Annotated in this window: 13 protein-coding genes; 8 read left to right on the forward strand and 5 right to left on the reverse strand. The window is 66.5% G+C overall.

Annotated elements, in window-relative coordinates; all coding sequences use genetic code 11:
• Both OIK44_RS02215 and OIK44_RS02220 read right to left on the reverse strand, forming a co-directional pair.
• The gene (locus tag OIK44_RS02215) at positions 1-708 is read right to left on the reverse strand and encodes a YceI family protein (protein ID WP_273669025.1); all 708 of its coding nucleotides are present in this window, start codon (positions 706-708) and stop codon (positions 1-3) included.
• 530 nt (positions 709-1238) lie between these two features.
• Positions 1239-3893, reverse strand: a complete 2655-nt coding sequence (locus OIK44_RS02220; RefSeq protein ID WP_273669026.1) for a M1 family metallopeptidase — start codon at positions 3891-3893, stop codon at positions 1239-1241.
• A gap of 267 nt (positions 3894-4160) precedes the next feature.
• Between OIK44_RS02220 and OIK44_RS02225 the strand changes: the two genes are divergently transcribed.
• The 3 genes from OIK44_RS02225 to OIK44_RS02235 all read left to right on the forward strand — a co-directional run bounded on the left by OIK44_RS02225 (position 4161) and on the right by OIK44_RS02235 (position 6412).
• Positions 4161-4787, forward strand: a complete 627-nt coding sequence (locus OIK44_RS02225) for a glutathione S-transferase family protein (protein ID WP_273669027.1) — start codon at positions 4161-4163, stop codon at positions 4785-4787.
• Between the two features lie 212 nt (positions 4788-4999).
• On the forward strand, positions 5000-5560 hold the full coding sequence (locus tag OIK44_RS02230) for a neutral zinc metallopeptidase (protein WP_273669028.1): 561 nt from the start codon (positions 5000-5002) through the stop codon (positions 5558-5560).
• 138 nt (positions 5561-5698) lie between these two features.
• Positions 5699-6412, forward strand: coding sequence for a hypothetical protein (locus OIK44_RS02235; RefSeq protein ID WP_273669029.1), 714 nt, complete (start codon positions 5699-5701; stop codon positions 6410-6412).
• Positions 6413-6452: 40 nt separating this feature from the next.
• Here OIK44_RS02235 and OIK44_RS02240 read toward each other — a convergent pair whose 3' ends face one another.
• The 3 genes from OIK44_RS02240 to OIK44_RS02250 form a co-directional block, all read right to left on the reverse strand.
• Positions 6453-7295, reverse strand: coding sequence for a CheR family methyltransferase (locus OIK44_RS02240; protein ID WP_273669030.1), 843 nt, complete (start codon positions 7293-7295; stop codon positions 6453-6455).
• Complete coding sequence (locus OIK44_RS02245) at positions 7283-12151, reverse strand: response regulator (protein ID WP_273669031.1); 4869 nt, start codon at positions 12149-12151, stop codon at positions 7283-7285. Before OIK44_RS02245 ends, OIK44_RS02240 begins: the two co-directional genes overlap by 13 nt.
• Before the next feature lie 120 nt (positions 12152-12271).
• Entirely contained in the window at positions 12272-14116 is a 1845-nt protein-coding gene (locus OIK44_RS02250) for a putative bifunctional diguanylate cyclase/phosphodiesterase (RefSeq protein ID WP_273669033.1), read from the reverse strand.
• Between the two features lie 226 nt (positions 14117-14342).
• Here OIK44_RS02250 and OIK44_RS02255 point away from each other — a divergent pair, with 226 nt between their 5' ends.
• The 5 genes from OIK44_RS02255 (at position 14343) to OIK44_RS02275 (ending at position 17917) form a co-directional block, all read left to right on the forward strand.
• A complete protein-coding gene (locus tag OIK44_RS02255) occupies positions 14343-16166 on the forward strand; it encodes an ATP-binding protein (RefSeq protein WP_273669034.1) in 1824 nt (607 codons plus the stop codon).
• 105 nt (positions 16167-16271) lie between these two features.
• Complete coding sequence (locus OIK44_RS02260; RefSeq protein WP_273669035.1) at positions 16272-16949, forward strand: ribonuclease T2 family protein; 678 nt, start codon at positions 16272-16274, stop codon at positions 16947-16949.
• A gap of 114 nt (positions 16950-17063) precedes the next feature.
• On the forward strand, positions 17064-17279 hold the full coding sequence (locus OIK44_RS02265; RefSeq protein ID WP_273669036.1) for a DUF6434 domain-containing protein: 216 nt from the start codon (positions 17064-17066) through the stop codon (positions 17277-17279).
• A gap of 79 nt (positions 17280-17358) precedes the next feature.
• Positions 17359-17553 carry a KTSC domain-containing protein gene (locus OIK44_RS02270; protein ID WP_273669776.1) on the forward strand — a complete coding sequence of 65 codons (195 nt, stop codon included), beginning with the start codon at positions 17359-17361 and terminating at the stop codon, positions 17551-17553.
• Between the two features lie 91 nt (positions 17554-17644).
• Entirely contained in the window at positions 17645-17917 is a 273-nt protein-coding gene (locus OIK44_RS02275) for a hypothetical protein (protein WP_273669037.1), read from the forward strand.
• Positions 17918-18193 lie beyond the last annotated feature (276 nt).

The following is an 18193-nucleotide window of genomic DNA, read 5'->3' on the forward strand; positions in this document are numbered from 1 at the left end:
CTAGCGGCTGACCAGGCGGAAACGCAGCTCCATGCGGTCCTGCACGGCGAGCGCGCCGCCGAACACGGCAAAGGGCACCAGCCCGAAGTCGCTCTGCTTGAGCGCCACGCTGCCGCTGGCGACCAGGCCGCGGCCATCGGCGCCGGCCTCGATGGCGACGGGGATGTCCAGCGTGCGCGTGACGCCGTGCAGCGTGATCGACACGCGCAGCGGCGCGTCGGCCGCCGTCCGCTCGGCGTGCACCAGCACGTCGGGGAAGTGGGCGGCGTCGAGCACGCGCGTCAGCATATTGTTGCGGGTGCCCTCGATGTCGGCCGGCGAGGGCTTGCTGTCCAGGCCGGCCTCCTGGCGCAGGCCGGCCTCGTCGACGCTGAGCTGGTCGAGGCGGAAATGGAAGTCGGCGCGGCCCAGGGCCGGGGCGACGAAGCCGGCGACGCCGCGGCTGGCGACGATGTGGTCATGGCCCATGCGCGCCAGCACGCCGCCGCGGCGCACGGTGACGCCGATCAGCGAGGCTTGCGGGTCGATGCGCAACACCGTCTGCCCGCCGGCCTGCAGCCGCGCATAATAGGCTTGCCCGAAGTCGTCGGCGGCGGCCGGCGCCGCCGGCGCGGCGGGTGGCACGCGCGGCGCCGGCGCGCAGGCGCCCAGCAGGCAGGCCAGCGCGATGGGCGCGATGAGGCGGCGTGGTGTGGTGCGAATTGGCATCAATGAACTTTCCCCCGATTATCTGTTGCAATCATACATATGCGCCGCGCGCCATTGCCGCCGTTTCTCCCGGCCTTGCCGCCGCCGCCCACGGATTTTTTCGCCGCGCGCGCCATTTCTTTGCGCTGCGTCATGCGCCCGTAACATGGTGTCGTTATGATTCGTTTCGCTGGCTTCAGCTCGCTCCAAGTTGGTCGCTACGCCCCAAGCAGACGTAGGATTTCACGGCACGAGTCTCAGCAGGTTAGCCGGTGACCTCGAGCACCGGCACCAGATTTCCCCGCCCCCGGCACACCCTCCACCGCAGGCTTAAGACGATCTTAAGCCTGCCCCTCCCGATTGCTGGCACAGTGTGCATGTGGCGCGCGGTATTCGCCGCGCGCAAGGCTGCCGGACACCTCATGACCGGCACAAATTCCGCTCCGGCCGCCAAGGCCGCAGCCGTCCCAGGTTTTATCCCGACGCCTTCAGACAGCGTTTCGGCCGGCTTCCGCAGTACGCGGGGCCGGCCTTTTTTTTTTGCCCGCGCCTTACTGCTGCGTGCGCGCCAGCCAGGCGTCGATCGTCGGCAGGCGCTCCTTGCGCAGCTTGATGCGGTACTTGATGTTGGCCACCGATGTCGCGGCGTCGGCGCGCGCGTCGGCCGGCAGATGGCTGCTGGCGTAGGCGTTGACCTTGGCGATCATGGCCGGATCGGCCGAACCGGAGGCCAGGCGCGGGAAGTAGCGGCTGCGCGAGTTCGAGTCGACGCGCGCGTTCACCTGCGGCAGGTGGGCCAGCGCGAAGTCGAATGCCAGGTCCGGGTGGTGCGCCGCCACCATGTTGATCATCGCCGGGCTGTTGGTCAGGCCCGGTTCGTCGGTGAGGGCCAGCTCCAGCGCGCGCTGCGCCAGCGCGCCGTCCTTGCTGTAGGCCAGCATGTCGTACAGATGGTTGCGCACCAGCGGCGTCTTCTCGCTCAGCGCGGCCGCGTGCAGCGATTCCCAGGTGGCGCTGTCGGCGTTCTGCGCGACGACGCCGAGGATGGTGCGGCGCAGCGCCGCCGGCATCGCGGCCGGGTCGCCGGCCTGGGCGGCGTAGCGGCGGCGCGCCTCGGCGATGACGGCCGGGTCGCCCAGCCGGCCCAGCGCGGCGATCAGTTCGGCGCGCAGGTTGGCGACCGTGTCCGGTTCGCTGGCGCGCGGCGTCCAGCCGGTTTTCGCCATCAGCGGCGCCAGCCGGGCGATGGCGAAGGCGGCGAATTTCTGCTGCCGCTGCGGCTCGCCCTGGTAGTTGTCGTGCAAGCTGCGCAAGATGGCGGCGATCTTGCCCCACACCTGGGTGTCGGCGTCCAGCGGCGTCGCCCTGGCCAGTTCGAGGAAGTCCGAGGTCGGCTGCAGGCCGGCCATGCCGAGCGCGTAGGTGTCCGACAGCACGCCGAGCTGGTCGATCGGCGCCAGCGCGGCGAAGCCGGCGGCGACGGCGGCGAAGCTGCGCGGCGTGTACAGCGTGCGGTAGTAGCCGCTCTGGCCGGCGTTCACCAGCACCGGCCCGCAACCGGGCACGCTGATGCTGGCCTTGCCGCCGCTGACGAGGGCGCGCACGGCGACCTTGCCCGGGGTCTGGGCCAGCACCGGCACGCGCCAGGCGCCCGGCTTCTTGTCCGGGCGGTCCTTGCTGAACTCGCCCTGCGTCAGCGTGAGGCGGCTCTGGCCGCCGCTGCAGACGGCGTCGCCGACGCGTATCAGCGGCACGCCGGCGCGCAGCGTGAAGTCGTGGGCGATGGCGGTGACGGGCTTGCCGGCGGCGCGCTCGACATGGCGCCACAGGTCGTCCGAGACGGTGTTGCCGTAGGCGTGCTGCCGCATATAGGCGCGCACGCCCTGGCGCCAGGCGTCGGCGCCGACATAGGCTTCGAGCATGCGGATGACGGCCTCGCCTTTCTGGTAGGTGATGTTGTCGAAGGCCTGGCTGGCCTGTTCCACCGTGGCGATCGGCTGCACGATCGGATGGGTGGTCTGCAGCGCGTCGCTGGCGAAGGCCGATTCGCGCGCGCCGACGGCGCCTATGTGGGTGTTCCACTCCGGATGCAGGCGCTCGGTGGTGCGCGCCTCCATCCACGAGGCGAAGCCCTCGTTGAGCCAGAGGTTGTCCCACCAGCGCATCGTCACCAAGTCGCCGAACCACTGGTGCGCCATCTCGTGGGCCAGCGTCATGTAGATGCCCTGCTTGTCGGACTGGGTCGAGATGCGCGGGTCGACCAGCAGCGCGTATTCGAAGGTGAAGATGGCGCCCCAGTTTTCCATGGCGCCGAAGAACTGGCTGCGGCCGGGCGCGGCGATGTTGTCGAGCTTGGGCAGCGGGTAGCGCACGCCGAAGTAGTTGTTGAACTCGCGCAGCAGGGCTTGCGACTCGTCGAGCGCGTAGCGGGCCTGCGGCAGCGCGCCCCGCTTGGTGACGACGCCCAGCTCGGTGCCGTCGACCATCGCCGTGGCGCGCTCGAAGTCGCCGACGGCGAGGAACAGCAGATAGGTGGACATCTTCGGCGTCGTGGCGAACTGGACGCGCTTGCGGCCGTCGCCCAGCTCGGTGCTGCCGGTCGCCGGCATGTTGCCGACCGCCATCTCGCCGGACGGCACCGTCACGTCCAGCGCGAACGTGGCCTTGTAGGCCGGCTCGTCCCAGCACGGGATCATGGCGCGCGCGTCGGAATTCTCGAACTGGGTGTAGAGGGCGCGCTTGCTGCCCTCGGCGCTGTCGTAGTCGAGCGAGAACAGGCCGGTGGCCTGGCTGCGGATCTTGCCGCTATAGTCGAGCGCCAGGATGTAGCGGCCCTTGGCCAGCGGCCGGGCGAAGCGCAAGGTGGCCGTCTGCGCCGCCGCGTCGAGCGTGATGGCGCTGGCCGCCTGGTCCGGCTGGCCGGCCGCCTGCAGCACGGCGCCGGCAAAGCGCAGCTCGTTCGCGTGCAGCGTGATGGTGGCCGTCGGCTCGCTGACGGTCAGCGTGATGGCCGCCTTCGCGCTGAAGCTGGCGGCGCGGGCGTCGGGCGTGATCGACAGCTGGTAATGGCTCGGGCTGACGCCGCGCGGCAATTGCGTGGTCGCTTCGGCGCGCACGGCGGCGCCGGGCGCCGCAGCCGCGGCGGCCGGGACGCCGGCCAGGGCGATCAGTGTCAGCACGGCGCTGGAGATGAGTTTGCGATGCATGGAATCCCTGTTTATGTAAGCATGGAGGGCCGGGACGGCGCGCCGCTGGGGCCCGCGTCCGGGAGGTAGGACATGGGACATCGCTGATGCGGTTTGGCAGCGCTTCCCCTCGGACAATCTAAAGTGAAAGCGGGGGCATGTCAACATGCCAATCATGCCTATACTTAAAGCATGGCCGGATAATTAGCGCTATGATCGGGCGTAGCGATTGAGCGGCCTGCCGCATCGGCGGCGCCGGGTCGTCGCGGCCACCACCAAGGAGAGGACATGAAACTGTACAGCAGCACACGCGCACCGAATCCGCGCCGCGTCGCCATGTTTTTAGCCGAAAAAGGCATAAGCGGCGTCGAACTGGTCGACATCGACATCCTGGCGGGCGCGCAAAACGCGCCATCGTTCCGCGCGAAAAATCCGCTTGGCCGGGTGCCGGTGCTGGAGCTCGACGACGGCCGCCTGCTGACCGAGACGCGCGCCATCTGCACCTATATCGAAGGATTGCAGCCGGAGCCGAATCTGATGGGCGAGGGCTACGAGGAACGGGCATTCATCGAAATGGCCGACCGCCGCGCCGAACTGCACCTGTTCGTCAGCGTCACCAACTGGGCGCGCCACGGCCATCCGGCCCTGGCCGTGCTGGAGCAGCCGCAGTTCTCCGCCTTCGGCGCCGCGCAGGGCGAGAAGATGCGCGACGTCGCATGCTGGTTGGACCAGACGCTGGCGGGCCAGCCCTACCTGGCGGGCGCGCGTTTCACGATCGCCGACATCACCGCTTTTTGCGCCCTGGAGTTCGCCCGCGGACTGATGAAATACCGCCCCGGCGACGAGGGCCTGGCGCATCTGCAAGCCTACCGCGACCGCATCGCCGCGCGGCCCAGCGCGGCGGCGCCGTACTAGACAGCAAGCCGGCGCCGCGGAACGGCGCTGGTGTTGTATTGGTATGGTAAACAAACAACAAGTATATAAAAAGTTAAATATTGCTCAAAAAGGTGTGGCACACTGGCATTGCTTCATATCATATAAACAAGGCCCTCACAGAAGGGAAGTTTGCACAAGTTCCCCTATGCAGGGGCAGGCCAACGCTGTCCTATAACTTGGAGAGAGACTACATGAGAAAGCAAGCCCGTTTGTCCGTCGCCGTCGCACTGGTGTTCTGCAGCCTGTCGCAAAGCGCCAATTCCGTCCCCGTCAACAGCACTTACATCAACAACAGCGGCAATGAAATCCGCGGCCAGCTGGGCCAGTACGCGCAGCCGACCATCTACATCAACCAGAACGCCTGCGGCGAACCGTCGCCGAGCGCGGTGGCTTGCGGCCCGCGCATCATCAGCGTCGGCACCGGTTTCCTGCAATCGCAGGAAAACCAGCACGGCAATTATGTCGCCAAGATGGTGCTGGCGCACGAGTGGGGCCATTCGATCCAGTTCACCCACAACATCAACAACCTCGCGCCCTACAATGAGTTGCAGGCCGATTGCACCGGGGGTTCCTTCATCCGCTACGCGCAAAACAACCTCGGCTACGCATCCTTCCTGGCCGGCGCCGTCAGCAGCGCCCGCGCCGCCGCCGATTACGGCGAGCACGGCACGCCGGCCCAGCGTGACTACTACACGCGCTGGGGCTATGCGAACGGCGTGCTGAATTGCTTCAATAACCTGCCGCGCGCTTAAACGGCGGCGCCCCGGTCCGGGCGTTTGCGCGGGCCGGGGATACCCATCGGATCAGACATGAGAACATCGCATCGCATTTGGATTTGCGTCGCATTGGCATGCGCCGCGTTTGCCACCTATTTCTTCTGGCCAGGCCCTGTGGCCCCCGGCGTCGGCGCGGCCGGCGGCGCGGCCGGCGCGGCGCAGGCCGATGCTACAGCGGCGCCGGGCGGGGCGGCCGCTGCCGCCGGCGCGGCCGGCGCCGGCAAGAGCGTTTTGCTCGGCAACCCCGAGCTGCAGTCGCCGTTCGGGCCGGGTGCACCGGTGTCGGACGTGCTGGCCGGCGGCGCCGGCGCGGCGCCCGCCGCCGGCCAGCCGGAGAAGGAAGTGATCTCGGCGGCGGAAGCGGCGCGGCGGCAGAAAATGGCGGCCCTCGGGTATATGGTGCCGCCGGATTATTACAGCAAGGACTTGAAGACCCTGCGCATGCTGGCCAAGGGCGGCGACGCCTATGCGATGGTGCACCTGGGGGAAAAATATTATTTCGAGCTCAACGGCAACAAGGCCAATCCCGAGTACGACAGCGGCACCGACTATGCGCTGGCGGCCAAGCAGTCGTTCAAGGAGGCTCTGGCGGCCGGCAACATCCGCTCGGCCGGCATCATCGCCGAACTGTATTTGCAGGAGAATAATCTGGCGGAAGCCTATGCCTGGCATCTGGTGTCCGAGCGGATGGGCGACAGCATCAGCGCCGACTGGTTCCGCAGCACCAAGGCGGCCCAGCAAGCCAGCGACGGCTTGAAGAGGGAGGCCGGCGCCAGGGCGGCGAAAATCACCGCCGAGCTGAACGGGATGAAGCGCAAGGCCGCCTGAGCCGGAGCGGCGCGGCGGGACCGGTCCCGCTTGGCGCCGTCTACGCGATGCGCTTGTACCATGGCTGTTGGGCATCCAGCGCCTGGTAGCAGTGCGCCAGCGCGTCGTCGGCGCGCAGCGGGGCGTCGATGCCGAGCACGCCGAAGCGCGCCAGGCTGTCGTGGAACAGTTGCAGCACGCGCCGGCGCAGCAGGGGGCCATAGTCGGGCAGGGCGCGGCGGCACACGATCAGCTGGAATTCGTTGCAGGACGCGTCCGTCACCAGGTTGTACTGCGCCCATGTGATGCGGCTGCGCAGCGCCGGCCGCAGCACGGCGCGGCCGCCGCCCAGCTCGAAGTAGTCGGCGAAGCGGGCGCTGCCGCCGCTGCGCCGGTAGTGCGCCGCGTACTCGTCCAGGCGCGCGGCCGGGAAGCCGGCGTCGGCCGCCTCGGCCAGCGCCTGCTCGCTGGCGACCGTGGCGAAAATCTCCGTGCGCGCCTGCAGCCGCTCCTCCTGCAGCAGGATTGCCAGCGTCCACGCCTGGCCGGCGCCGGCGCATTCGGCCAGCCACACCTTCGGCGCGGCCGACGCGGGCAGGCAGGCGCCGAGCACGGCGCGCAACTGGCGCGCCTCGGCGGGGTCGTCGAAGGGCGCGGCCGGCGCCACGCCGAGCGCGCGCAGCAGCGCCGCGCCGGCCTGCGGCTGGTGCAGCACCTGCTCCTGCAGCGCCGAGATGCTGGCCAGGCCGCGCTGGCGCAGCGCGCCGCGCAGCTTGCGGCGCACGGCGGCGCGTTCGAAGGCGCGGAAGTCGTAGCCGTAGCGCTGCAGCAGCGCCTCCAGCAGCAGCGCGATTTCCAGCTCCTCGACGTCGGGCGCCGGGGCGGCGCCCCTCAATGCAGCCATACCCGCATCAGCGACAGCAGTTGCGCCACGTCGACCGGCTTGGTGATGTAGTCGGAGGCGCCGGCGGCGATGCATTTGTCGCGGTCGCCCTTCATCGCCTTGGCCGTCAGCGTGATGATGGGCAGCGACTTGAACTTGGGGATGCGGCGGATCGCCCGCATGGTGTCGTAGCCGTCCATCTCCGGCATCATGATGTCCATCAGGACGATCTCGATGCCCGGGTCCTTTTCCAGCACCTCGATGCCGTCGCGGCCGTTTTCGGCGAAGGACACCTGCATCTGCTGGCGCTCCAGCAGCGAGCTGAGGGCGAAGATGTTGCGCAGGTCGTCGTCGACGATGAGCACCTTGCGTCCGGCCAGGCCGCCGTCGGCGGCGTGGATCTCGTCGAGCATGCGGCGCTGCGCCTCGGGCAGGCTGGCGTGCGAGCGGTGCAGGAACAGGGCCGTCTCGTCGAGCAGGCGCTCGGGCGAGCGGGCGTCCTTGATGACGATGGTCTTGGCGTAGCGCTTCAGCTTCGCCACCTCCTTGCGGCTCAGGTCCTGCGCCGTGTAGATGACCACCGGCAGGTCGCGCAGCCCGGGCTGCTTGCCCACCAGGTCGAGCACGTCGAAGCCGCTGATGTCGGGCAGCGTCAAGTCCAGCACCATGCAGTCGAAGTGCGACTCGCGCAGCGCGTCCAGCGCCGCCTGGCCGCTGTCGACGGCGACGATGCGCAGGTCGCTGTCGCCGATCAGCGCGACGATGGCGTCGCGCTGCATCGGCTCGTCGTCGACCACCAGCAGGCTGCGCTTGCCGCCTTGCTGGAACTTGTGGATGCGCTTGAACTCCTCCTGCAGCGCCGGGCGCCCGACCGGCTTGTTCATGTACGAGATGGCGCCCTGGCGCAGCGCCCGCTCGCGCTCGCGCAGCGCCGACATCACGTGCACCGGAATGTGGCGCGTGCCGGGGTCGCGCTTGAGGCGCTCCAGCACGGTGAAGCCGTCGATGTCGGGCAGGTCGATGTCGAGCAGGATCGCCGACGGCAGGTAGTCGCGCGCCAGGCTCAGTGCCGAGTCGCCGCGCTGCGTGACGATGCCCTTGAAATTCCTCTCGCGGGCGTAGTCGAGGACGATCTTGGCGAAGCGGGCGTCGTCCTCGACGATCAGCACCGACGCTTCGCCCGGCGCGATCAGGGCGCGGTCGTCGCAGGCCGGGGCGTCCTCGGCGGCGGGCTGCGGCGCCGCTTCGGGCGCCGGCGCGGCGGCCCGGGGCGGGGCGGCGTACACCACCAGCGAGGCCGGCGCGGCCTGGCGGCCCTGCTCGTAGTTGACAAAGCCGGCGCGGTTGTAGGGCAGCAGCAGCGTGAAGGTGCTGCCGGCGCCGACCACGCTTTCGACGCGGATCTCGCCGCCCAGCAGGCGCGCCAGCTCGCGCGAGATCGACAGCCCGAGGCCGGTGCCGCCGTATTTGCGCGCCGTGCTGCCGTCGGCCTGCTGGAACGCCTCGAAGATCAGCTGCAGCTTGTCGGCGGCGATGCCGACGCCGGTGTCGCGCACCGTGAAGGCCAGCACGGCGTCGGCCTGGGCCAGGTTGGGGTGCTCGCTGGTCCAGCCGCTGGTGACGAGGCCGATGTCGAGGGCGACCTGGCCGTGGTTGGTGAACTTGAAGGCGTTCGACAGCAGGTTCTTGAGCACCTGCTGCAGGCGCGTCGTGTCCGTCATCATGGCCGCCGGCAGCGCCTCGGCCAGCTCCACCGAGAAGCTCAGGTGCTTGGCCTCGGCCATGTGGCGGAAGGTGCGGTCGACGTAGTTGCGCAGGTTCTGGAAGCGGTACTCGGACAGTTCCAGCGTGACGGTGCCGGACTCGATCTTCGACAGGTCGAGGATGTCGTTGATCAGGGTCAGCAAATCGCTGCCGGAGCCGTGGATGGTCTTGGCGAACTCCACCTGCTTGCCCGACAGATTGCCCTCGGGGTTGTCGCCCAGTTGCTGGGCCAGGATCAGCAGGCTGTTGAGCGGCGTGCGCAGCTCGTGCGACATATTCGCCAGGAACTCGGATTTGTACTTCGACGACAGCGCCAGCTGCGTGGCCTTTTCCTCCAGCGCCATCTTGGCCTGCTCGACCTCGCGGTTCTTGCGCTCGACCTCGATGTTCTGCTCGGACAGCAGGCGCGCCTTCTCGGCCAGCTCCTGGTTGGTCTGCTGCAGCTCCTGGGCCAGCGACTGCGACTGCGTCAGCAGCGACTCGGTGCGGCTGTTCGCCTCGATGGTGTTGAGCACCACGCCGATCGACTCCATCAGCTGGTCGAGGAAGGACAGATGGGTTTCCGTGAAGCGGTCCAGCGAGGCGATCTCGATGACGGCCTTGACCTGCTGCTCGAACAGGATGGGCAGCACGACGATGTTGGTCGGCGGCGCCGCGCCCAGGCCGGACGAGACGACGATGTAGTCGCGCGGCACGTCGGTGAGCCAGATGCGCAGCTTCTCCAGCGCGCACTGGCCGACCAGCCCCTCGCCGGGCAGGAAGGAGGTCGGCAGCTTGCGGCTGGAGCGGTAGCCGTAGCTGGCGATCATGCGCAGGCGGGCGTCGTGCTCCTGCGAGTCCATCATGTAGAACACGCCGTGGTGGGCCGACACCAGCGGCGCCAGCTCCGAGAGGATCAGCCGCGTCACCGCCTGCAGGTCGCGCTGGCCCTGCAGCAGGCGCGTGAAGCGCGCCAGATTGGTTTTCAGCCAGTCCTGCTGGGCGTTCTTCTGCGTGGTTTCCTTCAGGTTGCGTATCATCTCGTTGATGTTGTCCTTCAGGTAGGACACCTCGCCGCGCGCCTCCACCTGGATCGAGCGCGACAAATCGCCGCGCGTCACCGCCGTGGCCACCTCGGCGATCGCGCGCACCTGGTTGGTCAGGTTGGCCGCCAGCTGGTTGACGTTCTCGGTCAGATCCTTCCAGGTGCCGGCCACGCCGGAGACGTTGGCCTGGCCGCCCAGCTTGCCCTCGGTGCCGACCTCGCGCGCCACCCGCGTCACCTCCGAGGCGAAGGAGGAGAGCTGGTCGACCATCACGTTGATGGTGTCCTTCAGCTCGAGGATCTCGCCCTTGACGTCGACGGTGATCTTTTTCGACAGGTCGCCGCGCGCCACCGCCGTCGTCACGGCGGCGATGTTGCGCACCTGGCCGGTCAGGTTCGAGGCCATGAAGTTGACGTTGTCGGTCAAATCCTTCCAGGTGCCGCCGACGCCGGGAACGTAGGCCTGGCCGCCCAGCTTGCCCTCGGTGCCGACCTCGCGCGCCACCCGCGTCACCTCCGAGGCGAAGGAGGATAGCTGGTCGACCATCACGTTGATGGTGTTCTTCAGCTCCAGGATCTCGCCCTTGACGTCGACCGTGATCTTCTTCGACAGGTCGCCGTTGGCCACGGCCGTGGTGACGTCGGCGATGTTGCGCACCTGGCCGGTCAGGTTGCCGGCCATCGAATTGACGCCGTCCGTCAAATCCTTCCAGGTGCCGGCCACGCCGGGCACGTTGGCCTGGCCGCCCAGCTTGCCCTCGGTGCCGACCTCGCGCGCCACCCGCGTCACCTCCGAGGCGAAGGAATTGAGCTGGTCGACCATCACGTTGATGGTGTTCTTCAGCTCCAGGATCTCGCCCTTGACGTCGACCGTGATCTTCTTCGACAAGTCGCCGTTGGCCACGGCCGTGGTGACGTCGGCGATATTGCGCACCTGGCCGGTCAGGTTGCCGGCCATCGAATTGACGGAGTCGGTCAAATCCTTCCAGGTGCCGGCGACGCCCTTGACCTGGGCCTGGCCGCCGAGCTTGCCCTCGGTGCCGACCTCGCGCGCCACCCGCGTCACCTCCGAGGCGAAGGAGGACAACTGGTCGACCATCACGTTGATGGTGTTCTTCAGCTCCAAAATTTCGCCCTTGACGTCGACCGTGATCTTCTTCGACAGGTCGCCGTTGGCCACGGCCGTCGTCACGGCGGCGATGTTCCTCACCTGGCCGGTCAGGTTCGAGGCCATGAAATTGACGTTGTCGGTCAAATCCTTCCAGGTGCCGCCGACGCCGGGCACATAAGCCTGGCCGCCCAGCTTGCCCTCGGTGCCGACCTCGCGCGCCACCCGCGTCACCTCCGAGGCGAAGGAGCGCAGCTGGTCGACCATCACGTTGATGGTGTCCTTCAACTGCAAAATCTCGCCGCGCACATCGACAGTGATCTTCTTCGACAAATCGCCGTTGGCCACGGCCGTCGTCACCTCGGCGATATTGCGCACCTGCGAAGTGAGGTTGCCGGCCATCGAATTGACGGAGTCGGTCAAATCCTTCCAGGTGCCGGCGACGCCCTTGACCTGGGCCTGGCCGCCGAGCTTGCCCTCGGTGCCGACCTCGCGCGCCACCCGCGTCACCTCCGAGGAAAACGAGGACAACTGCTCGACCATGGTATTGGCCGTGGTGGCGGCGCGCAGATACTGGCCCTTGAGCGGATGGCCGTCGACCTCCAGCGCCATGGTCTGCGACAGATCGCCCTTGGCGACGGCGCCGATGACGCGCGCCATCTCCGTGGTCGGGCGCACCAGATCGTCGATCAGCGTATTCACGGAACTGATGATGGTGGCCCAGCCGCCGGCCACATGCGGCACCGAGGCGCGCTGGGTCAGGCGGCCCTCGCGGCCGACCACGCGGCTGACCTCGGTGACGGCCTGCACCATATTCTCCTTCGTCTCGATGATCTCGTTGAGCGTATCGGCGATCTTGCCGGCCATGCCAGTCCAATCGGACGGCATGCGCGCCGAAAAATCGCCCTTCTTCAGCGCCATCAAGGTCGCCAGCAACAGCTTCACATCGAGCTCCCCGCCCAACTCCGTCATTCCATTCATACGCGCGATCCTCGTCGACACAGCGATTGAAGCAATATGTTCGCACAACAACTTTGGGGTCAGGTCTAGACATGGCGGTTTTTTGCCCGCTTCAGACTTGACATCATGTGGAGCAGGCAATTATGCGGCCGTTTGCCGGTCGGCTTCCTGCCATTTTTGTTGCAGGACGGCGGCGCTCAGCGGCGCGCCCGCCAGCGCGCCCTGGTAGCGCCGGCAGCCGAGCGCCGCCAGCTGCGCCAGTTGCGCCGCGTGGTCGACGCCCAGTGCCACGGTGTCGAGCGACAGGGCGCGCGCCAGCAGGACGATGGCGGCGACCATGTCGGTGCCGCCGCCGCCGTCGCCGACGGCGGCGATGAAGCCGGCGTCGATTTTCAGCTCGTCCAGCGGCAGGGTCTTGCAGACGGCCAGGGCGGCGCCGGCGCTGCCGAAGTGGTCGACGCTGAGGCGCACGCCGGCGCCGCGCAGCAGGCCCAGCACGGCGTCCGAGTGCGCTGCCGCCCCGCACAGCAGCGTTTCGGGCAGTTCCACGCCGAGGCTGTCCGGCGCCAGGCCGTGGCGCTTGAGCCGGCCGAGCAACTGGTGCGCCAGCTCGGGCCGCAGTTGCGCGCCCATCAGGTTGACGCAGATGCGCGGCACCGACCACGGCGGCGTCTGCGCCCGCCATTGCGCGGCCTGCTCGCAGGCGGCCGCGACGCTCCATTCGTCGAAGCGGTCGAGCAGGCCCAGGTCCGGCACCTGGGCCTGCCAGGCGCGCGCGGCCAGCAGGCCCAGGCGCGGGTGGTGCCAGTGCAGCAGGGCCTCGACGGCGTCGACGCCGCCGCCGGCGATGTCGACGATGGGCTGGTAGCGCAGTTCGAGCTGGCCGTCGTCGAGGGCCGCGCGCAGTTCCTTGCGCCATTGCTCGCGCTCGGCCTCGCGGGTGTTGAACGCTTCGTGGAAGTAGCTGACGCCGCCGCGCTGCAGCTGTTTGGCGTGGTACATGGCCAGGTCGGCGTGCTTCATGATCAGTTGCGCCGACGCGCCGTCCTGCGGGTAGAGGGCGATGCCGATGCTGCTGGAGGTGCGCACCTGCCGGCGCCCGATGGCGTAGGGGCGGCTGTGCGCCTGGACGATCTTGCGCGCCACCCGGGCCGCGTTGGCGGCGGCCACCCTGCCTTCGACGAGGACGACGAATTCGTCGCCGCCCAGGCGCGCAACGACGTCGGAGGCGCGCACGGCCGCCACCAGGCGCGCCGCCACCTGGCGCAGCAGCTCGTCGCCGACCTCGTGGCCGCAGCTGTCGTTGACGTCCTTGAATTTGTCGAGGTCGAGGAAGAGCAGGGCGAATTCGCCCCGCTGGCGGTCGGCCAGGCTGACGGCGTGTTCCAGCTGCTGGATCAGCGAGCGGCGGTTAACCAGGCCCGTCAGCGGATCGCGGATGGCCAGTTCGCTGGCGCGCTGCTCGGCCAGCTTGCGCTCGGCCACCTCCTGCTCCAGCTCGGCGTTGATGCGCTCCAGGTCTTGCAGGCGCTGCACGCGCAAGTCCTGGTTGAGCTTGGCCAACTGCGCCGTTTTGCTCTCCAGCAGTATCGTTTTTTTCGCCATTTCGACGAACACGGCCACCTTCGTCTGCAGCACTTGCGGAATGATGGGCGTGAACAGGTAGTCGGCCGCGCCGGCCTGGTAGGCGCGCAGGCGGTCGATTTCGTCGGCGTAATGGGCCGTGATGAAGATGATGGGCACGGCGTAGGAGCGCGGGTGCGAGTGGATCGCCTCGGCCGTCTCGAAGCCGTCCATGCCGGGCATGCCGACGTCGAGCAGGATGACGGCGAAGTCGTGGCGCAGCACCTGGCGCAGCGCTTCCTTGCCCGAGCCGGCGCTGAGCAGCTCGTATTCCTGCCGCGCGGCGGCCTCCAGCAGCAGGCTTTCGAGCGCCAGCAGGCTGGCCGGGTCGTCATTGACGAGGAGGACTTTGGGGATCAGCACGTTCGATGTCGGTCCTTGGCGGAGGGCGTCGGCGCTACCGGCGTAAAGTCTAAAAGATACTCCAGTGCCCGGCGGAGTCAAGACCTAATTACGCCCGCCGCGGTGGCGAATATTTGCCGGGTTCTGACTTATAATGAGCCGCAGGCAACACGGCAAGCCGTTCGCCCGCCGCGCGGCAAGGCGCCGGGACGGGCGCAGGCTTGGTCGTTTTCGAGAGGGAGGGCAGGTGAACTTAGTAAGCATCGACACCCGCGACGTAGCGGTCGGCCAGAATATTTTGCGAAAATGGCAAGATGTGCTCGACTTGCTGACGAATATAGTCAAGATTCCGGCCGCGCTGATCATGCGCGTCGAGCCGCCGTCGATCCAAGTCTTCCTGTCCAGCCATTCCGAGGGCAACCCCTACGAAGAGCACGAGCTGGCGCCGCTGGGCACCGGCCTGTACTGCGAAACGGTGATGGCCACGCGCCGCCACCTGATCGTCCCCGATGCGCTGGCGGACCCCCACTGGTGCAACAATCCGGACGTCAAGCTGGGCATGATTTCCTATATGGGCCTGCCGTTGATCTGGCCGGACGAACATGTCTTCGGCACCATCTGCGTGCTCGACAAGCAGGAAAACCCGTACAGCTCGCTGTTCCTGCAATTGCTGCAGCAATTCCGCGGCATCGTCGAGGCCGATCTGCGGCAAATCCACACGGACTGGGTGCGCGCCCGCGAGGACGCGGCGCTGCGCGCCGACGAGGCCGAACGGGTGCGCCTGGAGTTCCAGCAGATCCGCGCCGGCGAGCAGCAGGCGCTGGCGCGGCTGCGCGAGAGCGAGGAGCGCTGGCATTTCGCGCTGGAGGGCGCCGGCGACGGCGTCTGGGATTGGGAGGTCGGCGCCGCGACGGTGTTTTATTCGTCGCGCTGCCTGGAATTACTGGGTTTTTGCGGACTGGACGACCATGTCCCGTTCGCCTTGTGGGAACAGCATGTGCACCCGGACGACCTGCCGCTCGTCATGGACGATGTGCGCGCCTACCTGGATGGGCGCACCAGCCAGTTCACCAGCGAGCACCGCTTCCAGGTCGGCGGCCAGTGGAAATGGCTGCTCACGCGCGGCATGGTGGTCAGCCGTGACGGCGAGGGCCGCGCGCTGCGGCTGATCGGCACGTATTCGGACGTCACGGCGCGCAAGCTGGCCGAGGTCGAGCTGCTCACGCTCAACAACCGGCTTGAGGAACGCGTCGCCGCCCGGACGGCCGAGTTGCAGCAGGCCATGGAGCAAATCATCGTCACGGAAAAAATGGCGTCGCTGGGCCGGCTGGTGGCCGGCGTCGCCCACGAGTTGAACACGCCGCTGGGCAATATCGTGCTGTCCTCGTCGACGCTGAAGGAGGCCATCGACGGCGTCGGCCAGCTCGCCGCCGGCAAGCGCCTGACCCAGGCCGGGCTGGAGGAATTTCTGCTCAACGGCAAGGGCGCCTGCGAGCTGATCGAACGCAACGGCCTGCACGCGGGCGAGCTGATCACCAGCTTCAAGCAGGTGGCCGTCGACCAGGCCAGCCAGCAGCGCCGCGTGTTCGACCTGCGCAAGACGGTGCTGGAAATGGTGGCGGCGCTGGGGCCGATCACGCGGCGCGCGCGGGCGACGCTGGACGTGCGCATCCCCGCCGGCATCGGCATGGACAGCTACCCCGGCTCGATGGACCAGATCATCACCAACCTGGTGACGAACTCGATCAACCACGGCTTCGAGGGCCGCAGCGGCGGCTGCGTGACGATCAGCGCCGCGCAGCGGGGCGAGTGCGTCGAGCTGGTCTACGAGGACGACGGCTGCGGCATCGAGAAATCGTTGCAGAGCAAGGTCTTCGACCCGTTTTACACGACCAAGATGGGGCAGGGTGGCTCCGGGCTGGGGCTGGCGATCGTGCACAACATCGTGCAAGCGATCTTCAAGGGCAGCGTGCGGCTCGACAGCGCGCCGGGGCAGGGCGCCCGCTTCGTGTTTTCGCTGCCGCGCCGCCTGCCGGAAGAGGCGCCGCCGCGATTTCCCGCTGCCCTATAGACGGCCGACATGCGTCAGTCTGCCGGGCCGCTGCCCGCCCCCGTAGCGCGGGAAGCGGCCCGGCAGGCAGGCGGCGAGATTTTTTCCACCAACTGGGAGTATGCATTGAAATCAAGGCAAACATTCTGCTTCGTCGCCTTGCTGGCGCTGGCGTGCGGCGCACAGGCGGAGCGGCGCCCGCAGCGCGACGCGCAGCAGCAGTCCGGCGTGGCCGGCGAGTTCGATTACTATGCGGTGGCGCTGAGCTGGTCGCCGTCCTTCTGCGCCAAGCGCGACGACCCCGGCCAGTGCGCGGCAGGGCGCCGGCTCGGCTTCGTGCTGCATGGCTTGTGGCCGCAGTACGTCAACGGCTATCCGCAGAACTGCACGGCGGCGAAGCTGTCGCCGCCGGTCAGGGCGAAATACGCGTCGATCTACCCGTCGCCGGGCTTGATCGGGCACGAGTGGGCCAAGCACGGCAGTTGCTCGGGGCTGGAGCAGGCCGCCTATTTTGACTTGTCGGCCAAGCTGAAGGAGCAGATCGTCATTCCGGCCGCCTACCGCCAGCCCGCCAGCCCCGTGCGCGCCAGCAATGCCGATTTTGTGCAGGCGTTCATGGCGGCCAATCCGGCCATGCCGGCGAACGCCGTGCTGCCGTTTTGCAGCGACGGCGGCCGCTTCCTGAGCGAGATGCGCGCCTGCTTTGACAAGAGCGGCGGCGCGCAAAGCTGCAGCGCCCAGGAGGTCAGGCGCTCGAACAAATCGTGCGGCCAGGCGAGTTTTCTGATGCCGAACGTCAGATAGCTGTATTAGCTCAGACTTCACCTGGCACTAGCTGTCAGGTGAGTTAAAGTTCTGAGAGGCCGCTACCGGCCAACAGCTGCCGTTCACGTTTTTTGATATAGCAGGAATTTGACGATGAAATTCGATTGGCACGGAGGAGTGATTTTGCGCACAACCGAAATTGATTCTGATTATAAGAACACGCAAAACGTTCGGCGCTTTCTTTGTAGTCAGTGCGGGCCAGATTTTAAATTTGACCGTAAACTGATGGCGTGGGTGCGTAACGGTATTTCGAAGAACATGGGCAACGTGGTGGACGAATGGGTGCGACGCCGCGAAGGGCGCGGCTGAGTTCGGCCAGGAGCAGCCCTTCCCAACCGAACAGCCTTTACCATTTTGAGTTTTAACACTTTCGGGAGCTACCATGCAAATGGTTCGAGTACATTCCAGTGCCATTGTTGCGATTGGTTACGACGAGCAAACAGCTCGCATGCGAATCCAATTTCAGCAAGGGCATAGTTATGATTTTTGTCGAGTACCTCCGAATGTGCATGCTGCGTTTATGCGTGCCTACTCCAAGGGTATTTACTACAATGAACACATCAAAGACCGATATCAATGTTAATCGGCATTTGGCCTAAAAATTGAACTAGTCGGCAGTCAGTCAAAAGCTGTCGGTCGACATCGGTGCTTTTATTTGAATTTGCAGGAAAAATATGAAGCAAGTCTTGCCCCATATTCAAATTGGATTTCATAATGATGAGCATGTCATCGTTGTTGTGGGCGACTATGAGCTTGCTGACTTCATCGAAGACTACCTCGGTGATGATTGCGACCTAGTTTACGATTACCGGACTACCGTCGAACGACCAGGCGGTGAAATTGTCACCTTACATTTTCCAGTATCTGCACTGTTGCAAGAAATAGAAGGTGGCCTTACAAAGCTGTCCTTGGACGAAGTTGAGCGCATCTATCGCCTCAACAACTAGAACATGACTCGTACCGGCCAACACCGGACCTTCAGCACTTGACATGAACGCTAGAACTTTATGATTCACATGCGGTTTATAAAATTGAGGCTCTTTTCGCTAACAATTCTTGTAAGTACCGCTGGTATAGCGTCTGCAAATACGGATGTTGTCGCCCCTCCAAACTTGCCGGAAGCGTGCTCATCGAATACAAAGGCAAGCCTACGACAAGAGGTCTATGGGCTTACTAGGCAAGATGCCGGGAGTGCTTGGCAACTTGTTGAAACGTTTTTGTGT

Source organism: Janthinobacterium fluminis, from assembly GCF_028595325.1.
Classification (GTDB): Bacteria; Pseudomonadota; Gammaproteobacteria; order Burkholderiales; family Burkholderiaceae_D; genus Janthinobacterium; species Janthinobacterium fluminis.